Below are 23,699 nucleotides of genomic sequence, written 5' to 3' on the forward strand. Positions count from 1 at the left end.
TGATCGGAACGTGAGAACTGTTCGTGCCGCGTTCACTGGCAAGGACCTAAAGACTAAAAGAAATTGCGAGTTCGAACGGGCCCGTCAGGAGAATTGACGGACCGCCGTCAAGCCACAGCGTCATTCAGAGCCGTTTGAGCACCACATCATCAAAACGCGACCCGAAGACGCCGCTTGCACCATCGTTTGCCAGCAACTCGACTTCCATGTGCTCAGTGTCAGCTGGAGCAGAGAAGTGAAGTTCTTTTTCAGTCCAGTGCATGCCGCCGCCCAGATCGAGTTGTTTGCTCTGCTTGGAGGGATGCATCACGACCGTTGCCTGGCACGCTGAACCACTGTCCGTTTTCATTTTTACGGAAAACTTGAAATCTCCCCCGCCTTCGAACGTAACGCGCTGAGTAATTTGGGCATAAACCTGCAAGGCACAGTAACCCTCGGAATACTCGACCTTCGCTGGCGAGTTAGGTGTCCAGTGCTCTCCCTTCCGTGAAAAATCACCATTGAGCAGCAAATTATTTTCTGCGGGTTGTAGGGACATTTGGAAACTCCTGTAAGTGGGTGTTACGCGAAGTTGATCATCACGACTCGGCGACATCTGAAAGGCCTCTGAAGTCGGGGTAAAAAGATTGAGCGCCAGAAACAAGCAACCCACAACTGTCAGATCTGACAGGTCAGGTACAAAAGTCGACGAACGGTGGTAGCAGAGTGGATGGTGGTTTTCATGACACGTATCGGCTCGCTCGCCCTCAATTGGGGCCCAACTACCCGTGCCTGTAGCCAACGGTAGCGCTTGTGCGCTGCGTCGTTTGGTAACGCCTTTTTTGTGCTTTCACATATCCCGTTGATTCGATTCACATTTCATTTGCCTTGGGATTTTCCGTTCGGGCTATGGCACACTTTCTGCTGTCTATTCCGTTGTTACATACCATGTTCCGGTATAGCGGAATAAACATCATCCTGGAGTGCCCGTCATGCAGCGTCGACTTTCCTTGTTTACAGCGTGTGTTTTTCTCTTTGCGGCCACAGCCTCTGCCGTGGGCATTGCCCAGGCGGCGGACAGCAGGCTCGACAATGTGTTGAAGCGCGGGCATTTGATCGTGGGCACGGGCAGCACCAACGCGCCGTGGCACTTCCAGGGCGCGGACGGAAAATTGCAGGGTTTTGATATCGACATCGGGCGGATGGTCGCCAAGGGTTTGTTCAATGACCCGAGCAAGGTCGAGTTCGTGGTGCAGTCGTCAGACGCGCGGATTCCGAATTTGCTGACCGACAAGGTCGACATGAGCTGCCAGTTCATTACCGTCACCGCCAGCCGTGCGCAGCAAGTGGCGTTCACCCTGCCGTACTACCGCGAAGGCGTTGGCCTGCTGTTGCCGGCCAACAGCAAGTACAAGGAAATCGAAGACCTGAAGGCGGCCGGCGACAGCGTCACCGTGGCAGTGCTGCAAAACGTCTACGCCGAAGAACTGGTGCACCAGGCGCTGCCCAAGGCCAAGGTTGACCAATACGACAGCGTCGACCTGATGTACCAGGCAGTGAACTCCGGCCGTGCCGACACAGCTGCCACCGACCAGTCTTCGGTCAAATACCTGATGGTGCAGAACCCTGGCCGCTATCGCAGCCCGACCTATGCCTGGAGCCCGCAAACCTACGCCTGCGCGGTTAAACGCGGCGATCAGGACTGGCTGAATTTCGTCAATACCGTCTTGCATGAAGCCATGACCGGCGTTGAGTTCCCGACTTACGCGGCGTCCTTCAAACAGTGGTTTGGTGTCGATCTGCCGTCCCCGGCAATTGGCTTCCCTGTCGAATTCAAATGATCCCGTGAGAGTGGGGCGCCCATAACGCGCCCCGCTCAAGGTACTGCTGACCATGAACTATCAGTTGAACTTTGCCGCCGTCTGGCGCGATTTCGACACCTTGCTGGCGGGGCTCGGCCTGGGTCTTGAACTGGCGTTGGTGTCGATCGCCATCGGTTGCGTGATCGGCCTGCTGATGGCGTTTGCTTTGCTCTCAAAGCACCGCGCATTGCGGGTGCTGGCGTCGGTGTACGTGACGGTGATCCGTAACACGCCGATTCTGGTGTTGATTCTGCTGATCTACTTTGCGCTGCCGAGCCTGGGTATCCGGCTGGACAAGCTGCCGTCGTTCATCATCACTCTGTCGTTGTATGCCGGGGCGTACCTGACCGAAGTGTTCCGTGGCGGGTTGTTGAGCATCCCCAAAGGCCTGCGTGAAGCCGGGCTGGCGATTGGTCTGGGGGAGTGGCAGGTCAAGGCGTACGTCACCGTGCCGGTGATGTTGCGCAACGTGTTGCCGGCGCTCTCGAACAACTTCATCTCGCTGTTCAAGGACACCTCGCTGGCGGCGGCGATTGCCGTGCCGGAGCTGACCTATTACGCGCGCAAGATCAACGTCGAAAGCTACCGGGTGATTGAAACCTGGCTGGTGACGACAGCGCTCTATGTTGCGGCCTGTTATCTCATCGCGATGCTGCTGCGTTACCTCGAGCAGCGTCTGGCGATTCGCCGTTAGGAGCGCCCCCATGTACGAGTCCCCAAGTTGGTTGCATGAGTTATGGGTCGCCCGCGACACCCTCTGGTCGGGCTTTTTGACCAGTGTGCAGTGCTCTGTCCTGGCGATCATGCTGGGCACCCTGATCGGCATCGTTGCCGGGCTGGTGCTGACCTACGGCACGCTATGGATGCGTGCACCGTTTCGTTTTTACGTCGACCTGATCCGTGGCACGCCGGTGTTTGTGCTGGTGCTGGCCTGCTTCTACATGGCGCCCGCACTGGGCTGGCAGATCGATGCGTTCCAGGCCGGAGTGCTGGGGCTGACGCTGTTCTGCGGTTCGCACGTTGCCGAGATCGTTCGCGGTGCGTTGCAAGCATTGCCACGTGGGCAGATGGAAGCGAGCAAGGCCATCGGCCTGACGTTTTATCAGGCCCTTGCATATGTGTTGCTGCCTCAGGCGTTGCGGCAGATTTTGCCAACCTGGGTCAACTCGTCGACCGAGATCGTCAAGGCCTCGACCTTGCTCTCGGTGATCGGTGTGGCCGAGTTGCTGCTGAGTACCCAGCAGATCATTGCGCGGACCTTCATGACCCTGGAGTTTTACCTGTTTGCCGGTTTTCTCTTTTTCATCATCAACTACGCCATCGAATTACTCGGCCGGCATATTGAAAAGCGGGTGGCCTTGCCATGACTCAAGCTCAAGTTTCGACACAGAACGCTAGCCAGGCCCTGCTGGAGATTCGCGATCTGCACAAGCAATACGGTCCGCTCGAAGTGCTCAAGGGCGTCGACCTGACCATGCAGCGTGGCAACGTGGTGACGCTGATCGGTTCCAGCGGCTCGGGCAAGACCACGCTGCTGCGCTGCGTGAACATGCTCGAAGAGTTCCAGGGCGGGCAGATCCTGCTCGATGGTGAGTCCATCGGTTACCACGAGGTCAATGGCAAACGCGTGCGCCACTCGGAAAAAGTCATTGCCCAGCATCGGGCCATGACCGGCATGGCGTTCCAGCAGTTCAACCTGTTTCCCCATCTCACGGCATTGCAGAACGTCACCCTTGGCCTGCTCAAAGTCAAAAAGCTGCACAAGGATGAAGCGGTGGTGCTGGCGGAAAAATGGCTGGAGCGTGTCGGCCTGCTGGAACGTCGCGATCACTATCCGGGTCAGCTGTCGGGTGGTCAGCAACAGCGCGTGGCGATTGCCCGGGCGATTGCGATGAACCCGAGCCTGATGCTGTTCGACGAAGTGACGTCGGCACTCGACCCGGAGCTGGTCGGCGAAGTATTGAGCGTGATCAAGGGCCTGGCCGAGGATGGCATGACCATGCTGCTGGTGACCCACGAGATGCGTTTTGCCTTTGAAGTCTCGGACAAGATCGTCTTCATGAATCAGGGGCGAATCGAAGAGCAGGGGCCACCCAAGGAGCTGTTCGAACGCCCGCAATCTCCGCGTTTGGCGGAGTTTCTCAAGAACACGCGTTTTTAACATTCAATATCGAATCAGGAGAAACACCCATGAGCATTACTCGTTACGGCACTGGTAGCACCGCAGGTGGCGGCCAGCCCCGTCCTTTCGCCCGTGCGGTCGAAGCGGATGGCTGGCTGCATGTGTCTGGCCAGGTGCCAGCGGTGGACGGCGAAATCATTGCTGGCGGGATCGTCGAGCAGACTCACCAGACCATGCGCAACCTGATCGCGATCCTCGAAGAAGCCGGCTATGGCCTGGAAGACGTGGTGCGTACGGGCGTCTGGCTGGAAGACCCGCGGGATTTCTGGAGCTTCAACAAAGTCTTCTCCGAGTATTTCAGCCCGGAACACGCCCCGGCCCGGGCTTGTGTGCAGGCGAACATGATGGTCGACTGCAAGGTCGAGATTGATTGTGTGGCGTACAAGAAGAAGGCCTGAACCGAGGTAGCCCCATCGCGGGCAAGAGCTAGGCGCCCGCGATGAGGGCCTAACGGTCGCGACCTCACTCTGGTTAAACTCCCCGGCGAATTTGAATGAGAACCCACTGACATGACCGAAGACACCATCAAGCGCCGGGCTCGCGGTCTGGACCGGGCGTTCGATATCCTCGATTTCCTCAAGGAAATTGGCCAGCCGCTGCGCCCGAACGATATCGCCAGCGGTATCGGCAGCCCGAAATCCACGGTCTACGAACTGGTCGCGTCGCTGCTTGAACGACGGATTCTCGAACCGGTGGGCAAGGAAGGTCACGTCTATCTTGGCCGGCAACTGTACTTTCTGGGGCAAGCGCATTTGCGCCATTTCGACCTGAGCCGCGAGGCCGATCATGCCTTGCAGGAAATCGTCAGCCAGACCCGCGAAACCGCGCAGATGTGCCTGCTCAACGGGCGCAAGTACACGGTGGCGCTGATGAAGGAGGGCGAGCGGCATTTCCGCATTTCCTCGGACATTGGCGAGAACGCGCCGATTCCGTGGACCGCTTCCGGGCGCTTGTTGCTGGCGCACTTGAGTGACCAGCAAATCGTCGACCTGATTGATGAAGATGACTTCATCCTGCCTGATGGCGAACGCCTGCCGCTGGAGCGTTTTCTGGCGGAAATCCGTCAGGCCGCTATCGATGGGTTCTTCTCCTTTGACAGCGTCGCCGACACCTTTACCCATTGCTTCGCCGCCCCGGTGAAAGACCCGAGTGGCGTCGCCATTGCGACCCTGTGCATCGTCGCCCCAAGGGCCGATGCCAAGAACAATTACAACGACTATCGCCGGGTGCTGATCGAAAGTGCGAACAACCTGGCCCGTCGCATCAACGAATAACAGTGGCCGTTCGCGGCCGCGTGTGAGGAGTTAGAACATGTCTTCTGCCTTGAACATCGCCGCCGTGGAAAAGGGCGCCGGCCAACCCGGCGCCAACCTGGTGCGTGACGTCAGCCTGCCGGCGCTGGTGCTGCACCGCGAAGCGCTGGAGCACAACATTCACTGGATGCAGGCATTCGTCAGCCACAGCGGTGCCGAGCTGGCGCCGCACGGCAAAACCAGCATGACCCCGTCGTTGTTTCGTCGCCAACTGGAGGCGGGCGCCTGGGGCATTACCCTCGCCACTGTGGTGCAGACTCGCGCCGCCTACGCCCATGGCGTGCGCCGGGTGTTGATGGCCAATCAGCTGGTGGGGGCGCCGAACATGGCGCTGATCGCCGAGTTGCTGGCAGATCCGTCTTTCGACTTTTACTGCATGGTCGATCACCCGGACAACGTTGCCGACCTCGGGGTATTTTTCGCCGCGCGCGGTCTGCGCCTGAACGTGATGATCGAGTACGGCGTGGTTGGCGGCCGTTGCGGCTGCCGCAGCGAAGCCGAAGTGCTGGCACTGGCTGAGGCGATCAAGGCGCAGCCGGGGTTGGCGTTGACCGGCATTGAAGGCTACGAAGGGGTGATTCACGGCGACCAGGCGGTCAGCGGCATTCGTGAATTTGCTGCGTCCCTGGTACGCCTCGCAGTGCAGTTGCAAGACAGCGGCGCTTTCGCCATCAGCAAGCCGATCATAACCGCGTCGGGGTCGGCCTGGTATGACCTGATCGCCGAGTCCTTCGAAGCCCAGAATGCCGGCGGGCGTTTCCTCAGCGTGCTGCGTCCGGGCAGTTATGTGGCTCACGACCATGGCATCTACAAGGAAGCGCAATGCTGCGTGCTCGATCGTCGTAGCGACTTGCATGAAGGCCTGCGTCCGGCACTGGAAGTCTGGGCGCATGTGCAGTCGTTGCCGGAGCCGGGGTTTGCGGTGATTGCCCTGGGCAAGCGCGATGTAGCGTATGACGCGGGGCTGCCGGTGCCGTTGCTGCGTTACCGGGCGGGTGTGCTGCCAGCGGTAGGCGATGATGTCAGTGCCTGCACAGTGACGGCGGTGATGGATCAGCATGCGTTCATGACGGTCGCGCCCGGGGTTCAGTTGCGCGTGGGCGACATCATCTCGTTCGGTACGTCTCACCCGTGCCTGACCTTCGACAAATGGCGCACCGGTTGCCTGGTGGATGAGCAGTTGAACGTCATCGAAAGCATGGAAACCTGCTTTTAAGGTTTGAGACCGAGGTGCGGCCATCGCGAGCAAGCTTTGCTCCTACGCGTTTGTGCTGACCGTAGGAGCAAAGCTTGCTCGCGATGAGGCCCTACCAGACAACACCGAAACCCCAGAGAGCCCACAACCATGAACACCCTCAGCCCTCTCGGCCCCGACACCCCGCGCATTGCGCTGATCGGCGAGTGCATGATCGAGTTGCAGCAGCGCGCCGACGGCAGTTTGCAACAGAGTTTTGGCGGCGACACCCTGAACACCGCGGTCTACCTGTCTCGTGAAATGGGTGATGGGGCCACGGTGGATTACGTCACCGCGCTGGGCGATGACAGCTTCAGCGATGCCATGTGCCAGAGCTGGTCCGAAGAAGGTATCGGTCTGGGCATGGTCCAGCGACTGCCGGGACGTTTGCCCGGTTTGTACTGCATCCAGACCGATGCGTCGGGTGAACGTCGTTTTCTCTATTGGCGCAACGAAGCCGCCGTGCGCGATTGCTTTACCACGCCAGCGGCGGCACCGATTCTTGCGGCGCTGGCGGATTACGACGTGCTGTATTTCAGTGGCATCACCCTGGCGGTGCTGGGCGAAGCAGGGCGTAAAAAGCTCATCGAGACACTGATCGAAGCTCGTCAGCGGGATGCGCGGATCGTCTTTGACAACAACTATCGGCCACGTCTGTGGAGCAGCGTCGAACAGGCTCGGACGGCGTACCGGGAAGTCTTGCCCTATGTCGATCTGGCACTGCTGACAGTGGATGATGAACAGGCGTTGTTCGGCTTTTCCGATGAGGCGGCGGTGTTCGCCGCCTACGAGCAGATCGGCATACCGGAAGTGGTGCTCAAGCGCGGCGCCGAGCCGTGTCTGATTCGCTGTGACGGTGAGTCATTCGAGGTCCCGGCGTTACGCGTCGAGCGGGTGGTGGACACCACGGCGGCGGGGGATTCGTTCAGCGCGGCGTATCTGGCCAGTCGGCTCCGTGGCGCAAGCCCGGCAGAGGCTGCAGAAGCCGGGCATCGGTTGGCGAGCCGGGTGATCCAGGTGCCGGGGGCACTGATCCCCAAAGATTGAGAACACAGAGGGGGTCCTGTGTTCTCAATCGCGGTAAAACACCTGCACCAGGTGATAACCAAACTTGCTTTTGATCGGCCCATGCACGACACGCAGCGGTTTCTTGAAGATCACCGCATCGATGGCGCCAACCATCTGCCCGGGCCGGACTTCGCCCAGGTCACCCCCGCGTTTGCCGGACGGGCAGGTGGAATACTTCTTGGCCAGCACATCAAAGGCTTCGCCCTTGGCGATACGTTGTTTGAGCTGTTCGGCTTCTTCGGCGGTTTTCACCAGAATATGGCGGGCTTGAGCTTTCATTGGGGCAGTTACCTTGGAGCGGTGGTGGCAGCGGGGCGCGATTATGCCTCAAATCATCCGGTTCGGCGGATCATGTGGCGAATCTTGCCGGCCAGTTGTTCAAGGGTGAAGGGCTTGGCCAACAGGTCCATGCCCTCGTCGAGAAAACCCTGACGTTCGGCGGCTTTTTCCGCGTAACCGGTCATGAATAGCACGTTGAGCCCAGGTCGATGCTGACGGGCGATTTCCGCCAGTTGCCGGCCATTCATGCCGGGCAGGCCGACATCGGTCACCAGCAGATCGATACGCAGGTCAGACTCCAGCAGCGGCAGGGCGTTTTTGGCATCTTGCGCCTCATGGGCGATGTAGCCCAGTTCGTTCAGCACATTGAGCACCAGCATACGCACCGCAGGGTCGTCTTCGACCAGCACCACCGACTCGCCCGCCGTTGCATAGGGGCTGCCCAGGCTGACTGCCGCCAGCGAGCTGTGCTGAGGCGCGTTGTGCAGGCGTGGCAAATACAGGCGCACCGACGTGCCTTGTCCCGGCTGACTGCTGAGGGTCACGTGGCCGCCGGATTGCTGGGCGAAGCCATAAATCATCGACAACCCCAGCCCGGTGCCCTGGCCGATGGGTTTGGTGGTGAAGAACGGATCGAAGGCCTTGGCCAATACGCGCGGAGTCATGCCGGTACCGTTGTCGCTTACGCCGAGCATCACATAGTCACCGGCCTTGACCGGCTCAAGGGTGCTGATGTCGTTGCCATCGAGGTAGCTATTGGCGGTTTCAATCACCAGCTCGCCGCCCTCAGGCATTGCATCGCGGGCGTTGATCACCAGGTTGAGCAGGGCGTTTTCCAGTTGGTTGGCATCGGTGTTGACCGGCCAGACTTCCGGTGCCAGCTGAAACTTCAGTTCTATATGCTCGCCCTTGGTGCGGCGCAACAGCTCTTCGAGCGAACGCACCAGCGTGTTGGGCTCGAGCGGTCGACGGTCCAGCGATTGTCGGCGGGAGAATGCCAGCAGCCGGTGAGTCAAGGCGGCAGCCCGATTGGCTGACGACACGGCCGCATCGGCAAAGCGGCCGATCTCATCGCTACGCCCATCGGCAATGTAGCGCTGCATCAGGTCCAGGCTGCCAATAATCCCGGTCAGCATGTTGTTGAAGTCGTGGGCAATACCGCCAGTGAGTTGGCCGACGGCTTCCATTTTTTGGGCATGGCGCAACGCATCTTCGGCGCGTTCACGCTCGAACATTTCGTTTTGCAGGCGATGGTTGGCTTCAGCCAGTGCCTTGGTGCGTGTGTCGACCCGTTCTTCCAGCGTCTCGTTGAGGTTGCGCAAGGCTTCCTCGGTCTGTTTGCGTTCGGTTTCGTCGATCACGAAAATGTAGAACCCATTGACCGCACCGTCAGAACCAAAGCGTGGCAGGTACTTCATCAGTGCGTAACGCGGTCGGCCGTCGCGGTGCGGTGAATAGGCCTCGAAACTGCAGGCTTTGCCCGCCAGCGCGGCGCTGATGTGTTCGACGCGGGTGGCATAGAGTTCGTCGCCGAGAATTTCGCGAATGGTTTTGCCGTACAGCTCCTGCGGGGTCATGCCGTACCAGTCCAGGTACGCGCTGTTGTTCAGGCGAAAGCGCTGTTCATGATCGACATAGCCGATCAGCACCGGCATGGCGTTGATGATCAGCTGCAGCTCGGTCTGGCTTTGCCGTAACGCTTGTTCGGTGTGCTTGCGCTCGGTCAGGTCCAGAGCGGCACCGAGAAAACGCAGGGGGCGACCGTGGTGATCCTTGTAGCAGCGGCCTCGGGCAAAGACCCAGCGCACTTCGCCACTGGCTTGCAGCAGTCGGTATTCCTCGGCGTATTCGCTGCCATGGCTGATGCAATGCTTGATGCTGCGGGCGACCATGCCCCGGTCTTCCGGGTGCACGCCGTTGAGGTATTCGGTGATGGGCAGTTGGCTGGCCAGTGCCGGATCAACACTGTGCAACTGGGCGAAGTGAGCATCGGCAATAAAGCGATCTTCGCCGATATCCCAATCCCAGGTGCCCACCGCGTCGGTGGCGGCGAGGGCCAGTTGCAGGCGCTCTTCGGTTTCGTGTTGGGCCTTGAGACTGGCCTCAGAGCGTTGTTTGAGTTCCAGGGCGATGCGTCGGCGCTCATTGGTTTCGATGGCAGTGACCAGGATCCCGGCAACCTGCCCGCGTTCGTCACGAATCGGGCTGTAGGTCAGGTCCAGCCAGACATCCGATTCGCCACCATCGCGTTGCAGGCTGAAACGCTGCTCGCTGTAGGAACGCACTTGGCCTTGTAGGACAGCGCTATAAATGGGGTCGGTGAAGTCTTTAAGTTCTGGCCATGTCTGGTGCGTGGGTTGTCCGAAAGCCTGCGGATGCTTGTTGCCGGCCAACAGTGCAAAGCCGTCGTTGTAGATCTGCGAGAGCTCTGGTCCCCATAACAACAGCATGGGCATGGGCGAGTGAATCACGATGTCCACGGCGGTGCGCAGGCTCTGCGGCCAGTGGCTGGCAGAGCCCAGCGGGCTTTGTGTCCAGTCGATTCGGGCAATCAAGGCCTGGGCGTCGCTGCCGGTAGGGGATCCGTTCATCAAGGGTTCCTGCATCATGTCCGTGCTACATATCGGTACTGGGGCATCTACTATGCTTCGAAGGAGTAGACGCTCGGACGCGTGAAAAGTGGCGTGCCTTGGCAATTTTCGTTCAATGGAAGGCTCAATGGATATTTTTTTGCCATGGACATTCACTCGCTGCTAAGAATGCTGGCCAGCCAGGATGGCTCCGATCTTTACCTGTCGACTGGCGCACCGCCTACCGGGCGTTTCAAGGGTGCGCTCCGAACACTGGCCCATGAAGTGTTCAAGCCCGGCGAAATCGCCCGGATTGCCGAGACCCTTATGGACGTCGAGCAGTGCGCAGAGTTCGACCGCGAGCTGGAAATGAACCTGGCGGTTTCTCTGGTCGGAGTCGGGCGCTTTCGCGTCAACATCTTCAAGCAGCGCAATGACGTGTCGATCGTGGCGCGCAACATCAAACTCGATATCCCGCGCTTTGAAGACCTCAAGCTGCCGGCCGTGCTGCTTGAGACGGTGATGCTCAAACAGGGACTGATGTTGTTCGTCGGCGCCACGGATTCGGGTAAGTCGACATCGCTGGCAGCGTTGATCGATTACCGCAATCGCCACAGCAGCGGGCACATCATCACCATCGAAGACCCGGTGGAGTATATCCATAGCCATCAACAGTCGATCATCAACCAGCGTGAGGTGGGCGTCGATACGCGCAGCTTTCATGCCGCCTTGAAGAACACCCTGCGTCAGGCCCCGGATGTGGTGCTGATCGGTGAAATTCGCGACCGCGAAACCATGGAGCATGCATTGGCTTTCGCCGACACCGGGCACCTGGTGCTCTCCACCTTGCACGCCCACAACGCCAGTCAGGCGCTGGACCGGATCATCAACTTTTTCCCGGAAGAACGCCGTGGGCAGTTGCTCAATGATCTGGGTAACAACCTCAAGGCCTTCGTTTCCCAACGTCTGGTACGCACCCTCGATGGGCAGCGCCGGGCGGCGGTGGAGGTGATGCTGGGTACGCCAACCATTGGCGATCTGATACGGCGCAATGAGCTTCACCAGCTCAAGGAGATCATGGAAAAGTCGGCAGAGTCGGGAATGAAGACGTTTGATACGGCGTTGTTCGATTTGGTTGTCGAGGGCGCGATCGATGAAGAAGAGGCGTTGAAATTCGCCGATTCGGTGAATAACTTGCGCTTGCGCCTGAAGTTGCACGCGGACAGTGTGCCGAATACCGCCCCCCCATCCACCGAAACCGGTGAATGGGGGTTGATGGACTGACATTCCCTTACGCGGATTTTTAGTTCGCCAGCTCTGGTCGATCCCGAAATTGCTCCAGCGCTTCGGGGTTGGCCAGTGCATCGGTATTTTTCACCGGCTGGCCGTGCACGACATTTCTGACGGCCAGCTCGACCACCTTGCCGCTGATGGTTCGCGGTATATCCGTCACCGCGACGATCTTCGCCGGCACATGCCGAGGCGTGGTATTGGCGCGGATGACCTGGCGAATCTCCTGCTCAAGTTTTTCGTCCAGCGTTACGCCGTCACGCAGGCGCACGAACAACACCACGCGCACGTCATCCTGCCATTGCTGGCCGATGGCGACCGAGTCCAGTACCTGATGGATTTTTTCCACCTGACGGTAGATCTCCGCGGTGCCGATGCGTACGCCGCCAGGGTTGAGTACTGCGTCGGAGCGCCCGTGGATCAGCCAGCTGCCATTGGGCCGTTGTTCGGCGTAGTCGCCCTGAGCCCAGACGCCCGGAAACTGGCTGAAATACGAGGCGCGGAGTTTTTCCTGCTGCGGGTCGTTCCACAGGCCGATCGGCATCGCCGGGAAGTGCCGGGTGCAGACCAGCTCGCCTTTTTCACCGATCACCGGCTGACCGGCCTCATTCCAGACTTCAACCGCCATGCCCAGGCCCTTGCACTGCATCTCGCCACGGCGGACCGGCAGGACCGGATTGCCGGCCAGAAAGCAGGAAATGATGTCGGTACCGCCGGACATCGACGACAGGCACAGATCGCTTTTGATCTCGCGATAAACGTAATCGTAGCTTTGCGGCGACAGTGCCGAACCGGTCGAGAGCAGGGCTTTCAGGCTGCCCAGGTCATGGCTCAGGCGCGGCTGGATCTCATTGCTTTCCAGTGTCGCGAGGTATTTCGGGCTGGTGCCGAAGACACTGATGGCTTCGCTGTCGATCAGGTCGATCAAGCGTTGCGGGCCGGGGTGGAAAGGCGAGCCGTCGTACAGCACCACGCTGCTGCCGACCGCCAATGCCGAGACCAGCCAGTTCCACATCATCCAGCCACAGGTGGTGTAGTAGAACAGTCGGTCGTCTGGCCCGAGGTCGACGTGCAAGCCGTGTTCCTTGACGTGTTGCAGCAGCACGCCACCGACGCTGTGAATGATGCATTTCGGCACGCCGGTGGTGCCGCTGGAGTAGAGGATGTACAGCGGATGCGCGAAGGGCACCGCGACGAACCCGGGCTCGCCGCCTGGGCGATAAAAACTGTCCCACAACGCGACGTTGGCTTGGGTTTTGTAATCGTCAACGCGGGCCTGTGGCCGGGCATAAGGCACGATGATCAGTTGCTGCAGCGATGGCAGGCGCTCGAGGATTTCGTTGACCTTGGTCGTCTGGTCGATTTTCTTGCCGGCGTAGCGATAACCGGCGCAGGTGATCAGCACTTTCGGTTCGATCTGGCCGAAGCGGTCGACCACTCCATGCGTGCCGAAATCCGGTGACGAGCAGGACCAGATCGCTCCCAGGCTGGTGGTCGCGAGCATGCCCACCAGGGTCTGCCAAGTGTTCGGCATGCACGCCGCCACCCGGTCACCCTGGCCGACGCCAGCGGCTCTCAGGCTTTTTTGCAGGCCGGCGACGTGTTCGGCCAGCTCACGGTAACTCAAGCTTTCGCGCTGGCCATTCTCGGCGATGGCAATCACCGCGATTGCGTTATCGCGACGACGCAACAGGTGTTCGGCGAAGTTCAGCGTGGCGCCGGGAAACCACTCGGCGTTGGGCATCTGCGGGCCTTCACGCAGTACCGTGCTCGCTGGCTGGTGAAATTTTATCTCGAAAAAATCGACGATGGCCTGCCAGAAATCTTCGCGCTGATCGATGCTCCATTGGTGCAGGGCGGGGTAGTCCGCGAGTGTCAGGTTGTACCGCTGATTGCTGAAGCGGCGGAAGGCATCCATGCGGGTCTTGCCGATGCGTTCGGCGCTGGGTTGCCAAAGAACTTCCGACATGATTGGCCTCTTTTTTTCTTAATACACGCTCACTGGCTCTTGTGGCGAGGGAGCTTGCTCCCGCTGGGTCGCGAAGCGAGCCCAAACTGGCTGGCGCGTTCTTCCAATGGCAACGCGTTCATCATTTTACGACTGCTGCGCCCGAACGCGGACCGGCCGACGTGAGCAAGCTCCCTCGCCACAGCGGCTGACTAGCCTTTTACTGCGCCAGCCACCCGCCATCAATATTCCACGCCGCACCACGCACCTGGCTGCCGGCTTCACTGCACAGGAACAGCACCAGTTCACCCAGTTGTGAAGGGGTCACGAATTCCAGCGATGGTTGCTTCTCGGCCAGCAAATCATGTTGCGCCTGCTGTGGGTCGATCCCTGCTGCGGCGCGGTCGTCGATCTGTTTCTGCACCAGCGGCGTCAGTACCCAGCCGGGGCAAATGGCGTTACAGGTGACGTTGCTGGTGGCGGTTTCCAGGCCGACCACTTTGGTCAGGCCGATCACCCCGTGCTTGGCAGCGACGTAGGCGGCCTTGCCCACCGAGCCGACCTGGCCGTGTACCGAGGCGATGTTGACGATCCGTCCCCAACCTTTGGCACGCATGCCTGGCAGGCTGAGACGGGTGCTGTGGAAGACCGACGACAGGTTGATCGCAATGATCGAATCCCAGCGCTCCACGGGGAAGTCTTCCACCGCAGACACATGCTGGATGCCCGCGTTGTTCACCAGAATATCGACGCCGCCGAACTCGCGCTCGGCATAAGCGATCATCTCGGCAATTTGCGCGGGGTCACTGACATCGGCCGGGTGATGGCCGACCTTGCCGCCGAACTGTTGCACCTGCGCGATGACCGTGGAGGCATCGCCGAAACCATTGAGGATCAGGTTGGCGCCGGCCTTGGCCAGGCTCAGTGCGATGCCCAGACCGATGCCGCTGGTGGAGCCGGTGACCAGTGCGGTTTTGCCCGAAAGAGTTGTCATGAATGCCTCACACAATGCCGGTGGCGTAGAAAGTACCGATGACTACGAAGACCGCCAGGGTCTTGATCAGCGTAATACAGAAAATGTCTTTATAGGCTTCGCGGTGGGTCAGGCCCGTTACCGCGAGCAAGGTAATGACGGCGCCGTTGTGCGGCAGGGTGTCCATGCCGCCACTGGCCATGGCGGCGACCCGGTGCAGCACTTCCAGCGGAATGTTCGCCGCATGGGCTGCCGCGATGAAGTCATTGGCCATCGCCGCCAGGGCGATGCTCATGCCACCCGAGGCCGAACCGGTGATACCCGCCAGCAGGGTCACGGTGATCGCTTCATTGACCAGCGGGTTGGGGATGCTTTTCAGCCAGTCGGCCAGTACCAGGAAGCCGGGCAACGAGGCGATGACCGCGCCAAAACCGTATTCCGATGCGGTGTTCATCGCCGCCAGCAAGGCGCCGCTGACCGCGCTTCTGCTGCCCTCGGCGAGCTTGCCGCGGATCGCCTGGAAGCCGAACACCAGCACCATGATGATGCCGACCAGCAACGCCGCCTGGACCGCCCAGATCGCGGTGAGCTTGGCGATTTCGGTGGTCACCGGCACGGCCATGCCCGGCAGGCTCAGGCTGTGGGTCTTGCCGTACCACAGCGGAATCCAGTGGGTGAACAGCAGGTTCATGATGCCCACCAGCAGCAATGGCGAAAGCGCGATCCACGGATTAGGCAGCTTCACGTCTTCGGCGGTTTCCGGCTCGTTACGCAGCGTTGTGCCGTAGCCTTCACCGTTGCGCTGGGCTTTGTTGCGCTGACGCTGGAGGAACAGCATGCCGGCGCAAAAGACGAAGATCGTGCCAATCAAACCCAGCCACGGCGCGGCCCAGGCGGTGGTGTTGAAGAAGGTGCTGGGAATGATGTTCTGGATTTGCGGGGTGCCGGGCAGGGCGTCCATGGTGAAGGAAAAGGCGCCGAGGGCGATGGTCGCCGGGATCAGCCGTTTCGGGATATTGCTCTGACGGAACATCTCCGCGGCAAACGGATACACCGCGAATACCACGACGAACAGCGACACACCGCCGTAGGTGAGCAGGGCGCAGACCAGCACGATCACCAGCATCGCCTGGCGGGTGCCGAGCAGGCGAATCGCAGCAGCGACGATCGAACGTGAGAAGCCCGACAACTCGATCAGCTTGCCGAACACCGCGCCGAGCAGGAACACCGGGAAGTACAGTTTGACGAACCCGACCATTTTCTCCATGAACACCCCGGTGAAGGCGGGCGCAACGGCAGAGGGGTCAGTGAGCAGGACCGCGCCAAGGGCGGCAATCGGAGCGAAGAGAATGACGCTGTAGCCACGGTAAGCAGCCAGCATCAGCAGCGCGAGGGCTGCCAAGGCAATGATCACACTCATGGTGTGTCTCCTGGATTGTTATTTTTTTTGGGGTGGAGCGGGTGTGGAGGGGGCTATAGCGAGTTTTGTGCCAACTTATTAAGTTATTGATAAGTAAGGATATTTTTATCTACGGCGATAACTCTTAAAATATTCGTCTCTGTTTTGAGATTGTGCTGTTCGAGCTGACGCCATCGCGGGCAAACGGAACGCCGCCCGGCTGCTCCTACAGATTTTGTGCCGAACTCGGATGATGCGTACACCCGAAACCTGTAGGAGCAAGGCTTGTCCGCGATGGCCGCGACGCGGTTTCAAGTCATGTCTATAAATAGAGACCAATATCTCTTTATAGAGACTCGGCAATCCCCAACGCCACCATCTTCTTGTACAGCGTGGAACGCCCCAGCCCCAGCCGTGTCGCCGCTTCGATCACCTTGCCACCACAATGCGCGAGCGTGCTTTCAATCAACTGCCGGTCGAAGCGTTCGCGTGCGGCACTGAAGGTCTCGTTGGCATGGGTTTCAATGGCCAGTGATGCGCAACGCTGTACCGGAACAAAACTGCCAATCGCCGCGCGAATTTCCGCAGCATTGAGGATCAGGTCATCGCTGAGCAAAGCGGCCCGTTCCAGCACGTTGCGCAGTTCGCGAATATTTCCCGGCCAGGCGTGTTGGCCGAGCAACTCCAGGGCCTGGCTGTCGAGCTCATGCTGACTGCGCAGCTCTTCCAGGATCGCTTCGCTCAGGGCCGGCAGGTCGTCGAGGCGCTCGCGCAGGGGCGGCACCTGGATCGGCAACACGTTGAGGCGGTAATACAGGTCGGCACGAAACTCGCCGCGTTTGATCGCCGCTTCAAGGTCGGTGGAGGTCGCGGCGATCACCCGTACGTCGCTCTGGATCACTTTGTTGGAGCCGACCGGTTCGAATTCTTTTTCCTGCAATACCCGCAGCAGTTTGCTTTGCAACGGCAGCGGCATGTCGCCGATTTCGTCGAGAAACAAGGTCCCGCCCTGAGCGATCTGCAGCTTGCCGGAGCGGCCCTTGCGATCTGCACCGGTGAAGGCGCCAGGCGCGGTGCCGAAAAATTCGGCTTCGAGCAACGCTTCGGGGATCGCCGCGCTGTTGATGCTGACGAAGGCTTTATGCGCCCGTGGCGAGGCCCCATGAATCGCCTGGGCCAGCAGTTCTTTGCCGGTGCCGGTTTCACCCAGCAACAAGACCGGGGATTCGGTGCTGGCGCTACGTCGGGCGCGGCGTTTGACCTCCAGGCTGGCGGCGCTGGTGCCGATGAAGTGGGCGAAGGTGTACTTGGCTTGCCGGGCCCGCAGCAGCGAACGCGTGGACGCAAGCTCTTCCTGCATGCTCAGGTAACGCTTGAGCATCGGCGACAGGCTGCGCAGTTCATCGAACAGTGCGAAGCCGATGGCGCCGATCACCGCACCGGTGTCATCGTGAATCGGCAGGCGCATCACCACCAGCGGTTCTTTGGACGTGTCCTGCATGTCCAGCAGGATCGGTCGACCGGTACGCACCACCTCGCGCAACAGGCTGCCGGGGATCACGCTTTCGCAAGGCCTGCCGATTGCCACTTCAGCTGACGCCAGACCGAAGCGCTTGGCATAACGTTCGTTCATCCAGACGATGTTCGCGTCGCGGTCGACGATCACCGTGCCTTCGCTGGATTGCTCGATGATCTCGAACAGCGAGCGGATCGCCAGCATGCGCACACGTTGGTAGTCCTTGAGGCTTTCGGTGGTGTTCATCGGTGTTGTGTCCAGAATGTGTGGTGTCTGTTCGGGCGTCATCGCGGGCAAGCCTTGCTCCTACAGGTCCGCGCCGATCCCAATAATGGGAACGATACAAAAACCGTAGGAGCAAGGCTTGCCCGCGATGGATGCGACGCGGGCAAACGACATGTGCGCGATCATACCCAGCCCGGATGCGCTGCGGCCAACAGCTCTTTGGTATAGGGGTGCTGCGGAGCGGCGAACACGTCATGGCTGGCACCGCGTTCCACGACTTTACCGTCCTTGATCACGATCATGTCATGGGCCAGGGCGCGAATCACTGCCAGGTCATGGCTGATAAACAGGTAGGTCAGGCCGTATTTTTCCTGAAGCTGGCGGAGCAGGGCGACCACCTGTTTTTGCACCGTGCGATCAAGTGCCGAGGTCGGTTCGTCGAGCAGGATCAGCGCGGGCTTGAGTACCAAGGCGCGGGCGATGGCAATCCGTTGGCGTTGGCCACCGGAGAATTCGTGCGGGTAGCGGTGGCGGCTTTGCGGGTCAAGGCCAACCTCTTTCAGCACCTGAATGACCTGGGTCTCGCATTCGGCAGCACTCGATTGGCTGTGGACTTCCAGCCCTTCGCTGATGATCTGTGCGACTGACATTCGCGGGCTGAGGCTGCCAAACGGGTCCTGAAAGACTACCTGCATCTGCTTGCGCCAGGGCCGCAACTGTTTCTGGTTCAGGCTGTCGAGCGCCTCGCCCTGAAAGCGGATGCTGCCGTCGGAGTCGAGCAGCCGCAGGATCGCCTGACCGAGGGTGGACTTACCGGAACCGGATTCGCCAACGATGCCCAGCGTCTTGCCACGTTGAATACTCAGGCTGATGCCGTCGACTGCATGCAGCCAGGTTTTGCGCTGGAACAATCCGCCGCCCAGCGGAAAGCGCACATTGAGGTCGTTGACTTCCAACACCACTTCACGCTCGTCACGAGGCAGGGGTTCGCCTTCCGGTTCGGCGTTCAACAGCAGGCGACTGTAGGGATGTTGCGGGTGGTTGAAGAGGCGCTCGCACTCGGCTTGCTCGACGATTTCCCCAGCGTGCATGACGCAGACACGCTGGGCGATGCTGCGCACCAGATTAAGGTCGTGGCTGATCAACAGCAGCGACATGCCCAGGCGTTGTTGCAGTGATTTGAGCAGCCGCAGGATCTTGCGCTGTACCGTCACATCGAGCGCGGTAGTTGGCTCATCGGCGATCAGCAACTCGGGTTCGCAAGCCAGCGCCATGGCGATCATTACTCGTTGCCGCTGGCCACCCGAGAGCTGGTGCGGATAGGCCTTGAGGCGCTCTTCGGGTTTTTTGATGCCCACCAGTTCGAGCAGCTCAAGGGTGCGTTTTTGCGCCGCCTTGTCACCCAGTCCCTTGTGCACCAGCAGGGTTTCGCCAATCTGCTTTTCGACGCTGTGCAACGGATTGAGGGAGGTCATCGGTTCCTGGAAAATCATCGCGATGCGATTGCCGCGCAATGCTCGCAGGGTCGCGACGTCCGCGCCGATCAGTTCCTGGCCACGATAGCGAATGCTGCCCCGGGTTTCGGTGCCGCCGTCAGGTAGCAGTTGGAGGATCGATTGGGCGGTCACCGATTTGCCCGAGCCGGATTCGCCGACCAGCGCCAGGCACTCGCCGGGACGGATGTCCAGGCACACATTGCGCACTGCAGCCTGACCACTGAAGGCCACGTTGAGGTCACGGATTTCGATCAGGTTGTCGCTCATGTCCAATGTCCAGCTCAAATTCGTGGATCAAGATCGCGGCTCAAGAGCGTGGATCAAGATCGCGGATCAAATGCATCGCGCAATGCTTCACCGATAAACACCAGTAAGGAAAGAATCAGCGCCAGAGTGAAAAACGCCGTCAGCCCAAGCCACGGTGCTTGCAGATTCTGTTTGCCCTGACCGATCAACTCACCCAGCGAGGCGCTGCCGGCGGGCATGCCAAAGCCGAGGAAGTCGAGGGCGGTGAGGGTCGAGATCGCCCCGGTGAGAATGAACGGCAGGTAACTCAAGGTCGCGTTCATCGCATTGGGCAGAATATGCCGCACGATCACTTTACGGTCGGTCAGGCCCAGTGCGCGCGCCGCTTTGACGTACTCCAGGTTGCGCCCGCGCAGGAACTCGGCGCGCACCACGTCCACCAGTGCCAGCCAGGAAAACAGCGCCATGATCCCCAGCAGCCACCAGAAGTTCGGCTCGACGAAACCCGACAGGATGATCAGCAGGTAAAGCACCGGCAATCCTGACCAGACTTCCTGCAAACGCTGACCGAGCAGGTCGACCCAACCGCCGTAGTAGCCCTGCAAGGCGCCAGCGGCGATGCCGATCAGTGCGCTGATGAAGGTCAGCGCCAACGCAAACAGTATCGACACCCGGGCGCCGAAAATCACCCGCGCCAAGACATCGCGCGCCTGATCATCGGTGCCCAGCCAGTTGACCTTCGAGGGTGGACTCGGCGCCGGCTGATTGAGGTCGTAGTTCGGCGTGTCGTCGCTGAACGGGATCGGCGGGAAGAGCATCCAGCCGCCATCCTTGTGGATCAGCTTCTGCACGTAATCACTGCGGTAGTCGGCCTGGAACGGCAGTTGCCCGCCGAACTCTTGCTCGGTGTAGCGCTTGAACGCCGGGTAGTACAACGAACCCTGATAGCTGAGTACCAGTGGCTTGTCATTGGCAATCAACTCACCACCGAGGGTGAGGACGAACAGGCCGATGAACAGCCACAGCGACCACCAGCCTCGACGGTTTTTCTTGAAGCGTTCGAAGCGTCGGCGCGCCAGGGGCGAGAGATTGAGCATCAAGCGTTCCTCGCGGCGAAGTCGATGCGCGGGTCGACCAGGGTGTAGCAAAGGTCGCCGATGATTTTTATCAAGAGACCGAACAGGGTGAAGATGAACAGCGAACCGAACACCACCGGGTAGTCCCGGGATACCGCCGCTTCATAACTCATCCGTCCCAGGCCATCGAGGGAAAAGATCACCTCGATCAACAGGGAACCGGCAAAAAATACGCTGATCAACGCCTGGGGAATGCCCGAAACCACCAGCAGCATTGCGTTGCGAAACACGTGGCCGTAGAGCACTCGGCGTTCACTCAGGCCTTTGGCGCGGGCGGTGACCACGTACTGACGGGTGATCTCGTTGAGGAACGAGTTCTTGGTCAGAATGGTCAAGGTAGCGAAACCGCCGACCACCAGCGCCGTCACCGGCAGCACCAGGTGCCAGAAGTAGTCGGCCACTTTTCCCAGTGTCGACAACTGATCGAAATTCTCCGAGACCAGTCCCCGTACCGGAAACCAGTTCAACGACGTACCGCCGGCAAATACCACGATCAGAAACATTGCAAACAGGAACGCCGGCAACGCGTACCCGATGACGATTATGGTGCTGCTCCAGATATCGAAGAGGCTGCCGTGATGCACGGCTTTGCGAATGCCCAGCGGGATTGATACCAGGTAGGTGATCAGTGTCGCCCAAAGCCCGAGGGAGATGGTCACTGGCATCTTTTCAAGAATCAGGTCGGTAACCGTGGCGCCGCGAAAGAAGCTCTTGCCGAAGTCCAGTCGGGCGTAGCTGGTGATCATCAGCCACAGGCGTTCCGGTGCCGGTTTGTCGAAACCGTATTGTTTTTCGATGTCCTTGATCAGTTGCGGATCAAGCCCGCGACTGGCTCGCGAGCCGTGGCTGATGGCATCACCGGAAGATCCGATGGCTGGGCCGCCGATGCCTTGCAGGTGAGCGATGGCCTGTTCGACCGGGCCACCCGGTGCGGCCTGCACGATCACGAAGTTGACCAGCAGAATGATCACCAGCGTCGGAATGATCAGCAGCAAACGTCGCACTATATAAGCCAGCATCAATGCGGCCCTCCGGGTTTGCCACGGCTGATGCGTTCGACGGCCATCTGTTCGTTGGTCAGCGGCGTTGGGCTCATTTCCCACCAGCTCTCGATGGCTTCGTCATTGCTCGCTTGTATCGCCGGAATGCCGAAACGGTTCCACCACACGGTCGAGGAGCCTGGCGGGTAATAGTTGGGAATCCAGTAGTAGTTCCATTGCAGCACCCGGTCCAGTGCGTGGGCATAACGCAGCATGTCAGCCTGGGTGGTGGCTTTGACCAGACCGGTAATCAGCGTGTCGACGGCCGGATTTTTCAGCACCATGTAATTATTGGAGCCGGGGTCGGTGGCGGCGGCCGAGCCGAAGTAGTTGTACAGCTCGCTCCCTGGTGAGGTGGTTACCGGATAGCCGGTGACGATCATGTCGTAGTCACGACTCATCAAGCGGTTTACGTACTGTGACGAGTCGATCCGGCGGATGTCCAGATTGATCCCGATCTGCGCCAGGTTGCGCTTGTACGGCAGTAGCAGACGGTCCATGCCGTTCTGGCCGATCAGGAAGGTAAACGCCAGTGGCTCGCCTTCGGCGTTGACCAGTCGATCGCCATCGGCTTTCCAGCCGGCTTGTTCGAGCAGCGCCAGTGCCTGCAATTGCTTGTCACGGATCAGGCCGCTGCCGTCGGTCTTCGGTGCTTCGAAAACCTGGGTAAAGACCTCGTCCGGAATCTGCCCGCGCAAGGGTTCGAGAATCGCCAGTTCGCCGGCATCGGGCAGTTGCCTGGCTGCCAACAGGCTATTGGAAAAGTAACTCTGCTGGCGAATGTACATATCGCGCATCATCTGCCGGTTACTCCACTCGAAATCCCAGAGCATCGCCAGGGCCTGACGTACACGGCGGTCCTGGAACATCGGCTTTTGCAGATTGAACACAAAACCCTGGGAAGGTTGTGGTGCCTCTTTGGCCAGATGAGCTTTTTGCAGGCGACCGTCGTTCAACGCCGGACCTTCGTAACCGATGGAATACGCGGTGGCCGAGAACTCGCGGTTGTAGTCATAGGCACCGCCGCGCAAGACCTGACGAGCGACATCGGTGTCGCCGAAGTACTCGATGCTGAAATGGTCGAAGTTGTACAGGCCACGGCTGACAGGCAAGTCCTTGCCCCACCAGTCGGCGTTGCGCTCGAAGGTAATGCTGCGCCCCGAATCAACCTTGCCGACGCGGTACGGGCCGCTGCCCAGGGGGGCTTCGTAACCACCGCCATTGGCGAAGTCGCGGGTTGTCCACCAGTGCTCGGGAAATACTGGCAGGGTCGCAATGTCCAGGGGCAGGGTGCGGTTTTCGCTGCTCTTGAAGTCGAAGCGAATAGTGCTCGGCGACTCGACTTCGACGCCTTTGACGTCGGCGAATTGGGTGCGATAGCGCAGGCTGCCCTGGGTCATCAGCAGGTTAAAGGTGTAGCGCACGTCTTCGGCGGTGATGGGCGTGCCGTCGGCGAAGCGAGCCTTGGGATTGAGGTAGAAACGCAGCCACAGACCATCGTCGGCACGCTCCATTTTCTCTGCCACCAACCCGTACACGGTGTAGGGCTCATCCAGCGAACGCTGGGCCAGCGGCGAGTAAATCATCCCGTCGACCTGAGTCACGCCAATCCCCTTGTCGATGTACGGCAACACGTGGTCGAAGTGGCCGATTTCCATCGCCGAGCGGCGCATGCTGCCGCCCTTGGGGGCTTGCAGGTTGGTGTAGGCAAAGTGACTGAAACCGGCAGGGTACTTGGCCGGTTCGCCATACACGGTCAAGGCGTGTTGTGGCGCAGCGTTCACGCCTGCGGTGTTCAGCAGCAAGGCCAGGGCCGTGAAGATCAATGAGGGGAAAGCCAGTCGCATTGTCAGCCTTAAGAGCCGGATGATCGATAAGCACAATTTGTACGCTAGCAGCGCGTGACTCGCCAGCCATAATCATTCGATCCAAACGCAACGGCC

Annotated in this window: 20 protein-coding genes; 9 read left to right on the forward strand and 11 right to left on the reverse strand. The window is 59.9% G+C overall.

Annotated elements, in window-relative coordinates; translation table 11 throughout:
* Positions 1-124: 124 nt before the first annotated feature.
* On the reverse strand, positions 125-538 hold the full coding sequence (locus AO353_RS21705) for a hypothetical protein (protein ID WP_054596800.1): 414 nt from the start codon (positions 536-538) through the stop codon (positions 125-127).
* Positions 539-971: 433 nt separating this feature from the next.
* Between AO353_RS21705 and AO353_RS21710 the strand changes: the two genes are divergently transcribed.
* From AO353_RS21710 to AO353_RS21745, 8 genes are all read left to right on the forward strand, one after another.
* Positions 972-1,820 carry a transporter substrate-binding domain-containing protein gene (locus AO353_RS21710; RefSeq protein WP_054596801.1) on the forward strand — a complete coding sequence of 283 codons (849 nt, stop codon included), beginning with the start codon at positions 972-974 and terminating at the stop codon, positions 1,818-1,820.
* 52 nt (positions 1,821-1,872) lie between these two features.
* On the forward strand, positions 1,873-2,535 hold the full coding sequence (locus AO353_RS21715; protein ID WP_054596802.1) for an amino acid ABC transporter permease: 663 nt from the start codon (positions 1,873-1,875) through the stop codon (positions 2,533-2,535).
* Positions 2,536-2,545: 10 nt separating this feature from the next.
* Entirely contained in the window at positions 2,546-3,208 is a 663-nt protein-coding gene (locus tag AO353_RS21720; protein ID WP_054596803.1) for an amino acid ABC transporter permease, read from the forward strand.
* Complete coding sequence (locus AO353_RS21725) at positions 3,205-4,002, forward strand: amino acid ABC transporter ATP-binding protein (protein ID WP_054596804.1); 798 nt, start codon at positions 3,205-3,207, stop codon at positions 4,000-4,002. The genes AO353_RS21720 and AO353_RS21725 overlap by 4 nt, the downstream gene beginning before the upstream one ends.
* A 29-nt stretch (positions 4,003-4,031) precedes the next feature.
* Complete coding sequence (locus tag AO353_RS21730) at positions 4,032-4,421, forward strand: RidA family protein (RefSeq protein WP_054596805.1); 390 nt, start codon at positions 4,032-4,034, stop codon at positions 4,419-4,421.
* Positions 4,422-4,532: 111 nt separating this feature from the next.
* Positions 4,533-5,297: an IclR family transcriptional regulator gene (locus AO353_RS21735; protein WP_054596806.1), complete on the forward strand. Its 765-nt coding sequence runs from the start codon at positions 4,533-4,535 to the stop codon at positions 5,295-5,297.
* Positions 5,298-5,334: 37 nt separating this feature from the next.
* Positions 5,335-6,552 carry an amino acid deaminase gene (locus AO353_RS21740; protein ID WP_054596807.1) on the forward strand — a complete coding sequence of 406 codons (1,218 nt, stop codon included), beginning with the start codon at positions 5,335-5,337 and terminating at the stop codon, positions 6,550-6,552.
* A gap of 129 nt (positions 6,553-6,681) precedes the next feature.
* Positions 6,682-7,617: a sugar kinase gene (locus AO353_RS21745; protein WP_054596808.1), complete on the forward strand. Its 936-nt coding sequence runs from the start codon at positions 6,682-6,684 to the stop codon at positions 7,615-7,617.
* A 24-nt stretch (positions 7,618-7,641) separates the two neighbouring features.
* Here the strand turns inward: AO353_RS21745 and AO353_RS21750 are convergent, their stop codons facing one another.
* Positions 7,642-7,917 (reverse strand): peptidylprolyl isomerase, encoded by a 276-nt coding sequence (locus AO353_RS21750; RefSeq protein ID WP_019690952.1) that lies wholly within the window; start codon positions 7,915-7,917, stop codon positions 7,642-7,644.
* 53 nt (positions 7,918-7,970) lie between these two features.
* Complete coding sequence (locus tag AO353_RS21755) at positions 7,971-10,508, reverse strand: PAS domain-containing sensor histidine kinase (protein WP_054596809.1); 2,538 nt, start codon at positions 10,506-10,508, stop codon at positions 7,971-7,973.
* A gap of 144 nt (positions 10,509-10,652) precedes the next feature.
* Between AO353_RS21755 and AO353_RS21760 the strand changes: the two genes are divergently transcribed.
* On the forward strand, positions 10,653-11,771 hold the full coding sequence (locus AO353_RS21760) for a PilT/PilU family type 4a pilus ATPase (protein ID WP_054596810.1): 1,119 nt from the start codon (positions 10,653-10,655) through the stop codon (positions 11,769-11,771).
* Between the two features lie 19 nt (positions 11,772-11,790).
* Here the strand turns inward: AO353_RS21760 and AO353_RS21765 are convergent, their stop codons facing one another.
* The 8 genes from AO353_RS21765 to AO353_RS21800 all read right to left on the reverse strand — a co-directional run bounded on the left by AO353_RS21765 (position 11,791) and on the right by AO353_RS21800 (position 23,603).
* Positions 11,791-13,746: an acetoacetate--CoA ligase gene (locus AO353_RS21765; RefSeq protein ID WP_054596811.1), complete on the reverse strand. Its 1,956-nt coding sequence runs from the start codon at positions 13,744-13,746 to the stop codon at positions 11,791-11,793.
* 199 nt (positions 13,747-13,945) lie between these two features.
* Entirely contained in the window at positions 13,946-14,719 is a 774-nt protein-coding gene (locus AO353_RS21770; protein WP_054596812.1) for a 3-hydroxybutyrate dehydrogenase, read from the reverse strand.
* 7 nt (positions 14,720-14,726) lie between these two features.
* Positions 14,727-16,118: a GntP family permease gene (locus tag AO353_RS21775; protein ID WP_054596813.1), complete on the reverse strand. Its 1,392-nt coding sequence runs from the start codon at positions 16,116-16,118 to the stop codon at positions 14,727-14,729.
* A 325-nt stretch (positions 16,119-16,443) separates the two neighbouring features.
* Positions 16,444-17,859: a sigma-54 interaction domain-containing protein gene (locus AO353_RS21780; protein WP_054596814.1), complete on the reverse strand. Its 1,416-nt coding sequence runs from the start codon at positions 17,857-17,859 to the stop codon at positions 16,444-16,446.
* Between the two features lie 161 nt (positions 17,860-18,020).
* Positions 18,021-19,601: an ABC transporter ATP-binding protein gene (locus tag AO353_RS21785; RefSeq protein ID WP_054596815.1), complete on the reverse strand. Its 1,581-nt coding sequence runs from the start codon at positions 19,599-19,601 to the stop codon at positions 18,021-18,023.
* A gap of 53 nt (positions 19,602-19,654) precedes the next feature.
* Complete coding sequence (locus tag AO353_RS21790; RefSeq protein WP_054596816.1) at positions 19,655-20,677, reverse strand: ABC transporter permease; 1,023 nt, start codon at positions 20,675-20,677, stop codon at positions 19,655-19,657.
* Positions 20,677-21,735: a microcin C ABC transporter permease YejB gene (locus tag AO353_RS21795; protein WP_054596817.1), complete on the reverse strand. Its 1,059-nt coding sequence runs from the start codon at positions 21,733-21,735 to the stop codon at positions 20,677-20,679. The genes AO353_RS21790 and AO353_RS21795 overlap by 1 nt, the downstream gene beginning before the upstream one ends.
* Positions 21,735-23,603, reverse strand: coding sequence for an extracellular solute-binding protein (locus tag AO353_RS21800; protein ID WP_054596818.1), 1,869 nt, complete (start codon positions 23,601-23,603; stop codon positions 21,735-21,737). Before AO353_RS21800 ends, AO353_RS21795 begins: the two co-directional genes overlap by 1 nt.
* Positions 23,604-23,699: the final 96 nt, after the last annotated feature.

This window comes from Pseudomonas fluorescens (assembly GCF_001307155.1).
Lineage (GTDB): Bacteria > Pseudomonadota > Gammaproteobacteria > Pseudomonadales > Pseudomonadaceae > Aquipseudomonas > Aquipseudomonas helvetica.

Coding starts and splice junctions, on each gene's coding strand:
- AO353_RS21730 (WP_054596805.1), top strand. CDS start 4,032: ATGAGCATTACTCGTTACGGCACTGGTAGCACCGCAGGTGGCGGCCAG.
- AO353_RS21770 (WP_054596812.1), bottom strand. CDS start 14,719: ATGACAACTCTTTCGGGCAAAACCGCACTGGTCACCGGCTCCACCAGC.
- AO353_RS21725 (WP_054596804.1), top strand. CDS start 3,205: ATGACTCAAGCTCAAGTTTCGACACAGAACGCTAGCCAGGCCCTGCTG.
- AO353_RS21800 (WP_054596818.1), bottom strand. CDS start 23,603: ATGCGACTGGCTTTCCCCTCATTGATCTTCACGGCCCTGGCCTTGCTG.
- AO353_RS21755 (WP_054596809.1), bottom strand. CDS start 10,508: ATGAACGGATCCCCTACCGGCAGCGACGCCCAGGCCTTGATTGCCCGA.
- AO353_RS21785 (WP_054596815.1), bottom strand. CDS start 19,601: ATGAGCGACAACCTGATCGAAATCCGTGACCTCAACGTGGCCTTCAGT.
- AO353_RS21720 (WP_054596803.1), top strand. CDS start 2,546: ATGTACGAGTCCCCAAGTTGGTTGCATGAGTTATGGGTCGCCCGCGAC.
- AO353_RS21775 (WP_054596813.1), bottom strand. CDS start 16,118: ATGAGTGTGATCATTGCCTTGGCAGCCCTCGCGCTGCTGATGCTGGCT.
- AO353_RS21705 (WP_054596800.1), bottom strand. CDS start 538: ATGTCCCTACAACCCGCAGAAAATAATTTGCTGCTCAATGGTGATTTT.
- AO353_RS21795 (WP_054596817.1), bottom strand. CDS start 21,735: ATGCTGGCTTATATAGTGCGACGTTTGCTGCTGATCATTCCGACGCTG.
- AO353_RS21745 (WP_054596808.1), top strand. CDS start 6,682: ATGAACACCCTCAGCCCTCTCGGCCCCGACACCCCGCGCATTGCGCTG.
- AO353_RS21740 (WP_054596807.1), top strand. CDS start 5,335: ATGTCTTCTGCCTTGAACATCGCCGCCGTGGAAAAGGGCGCCGGCCAA.
- AO353_RS21710 (WP_054596801.1), top strand. CDS start 972: ATGCAGCGTCGACTTTCCTTGTTTACAGCGTGTGTTTTTCTCTTTGCG.
- AO353_RS21715 (WP_054596802.1), top strand. CDS start 1,873: ATGAACTATCAGTTGAACTTTGCCGCCGTCTGGCGCGATTTCGACACC.
- AO353_RS21760 (WP_054596810.1), top strand. CDS start 10,653: ATGGACATTCACTCGCTGCTAAGAATGCTGGCCAGCCAGGATGGCTCC.
- AO353_RS21735 (WP_054596806.1), top strand. CDS start 4,533: ATGACCGAAGACACCATCAAGCGCCGGGCTCGCGGTCTGGACCGGGCG.
- AO353_RS21780 (WP_054596814.1), bottom strand. CDS start 17,859: ATGAACACCACCGAAAGCCTCAAGGACTACCAACGTGTGCGCATGCTG.
- AO353_RS21790 (WP_054596816.1), bottom strand. CDS start 20,677: ATGCTCAATCTCTCGCCCCTGGCGCGCCGACGCTTCGAACGCTTCAAG.
- AO353_RS21750 (WP_019690952.1), bottom strand. CDS start 7,917: ATGAAAGCTCAAGCCCGCCATATTCTGGTGAAAACCGCCGAAGAAGCC.
- AO353_RS21765 (WP_054596811.1), bottom strand. CDS start 13,746: ATGTCGGAAGTTCTTTGGCAACCCAGCGCCGAACGCATCGGCAAGACC.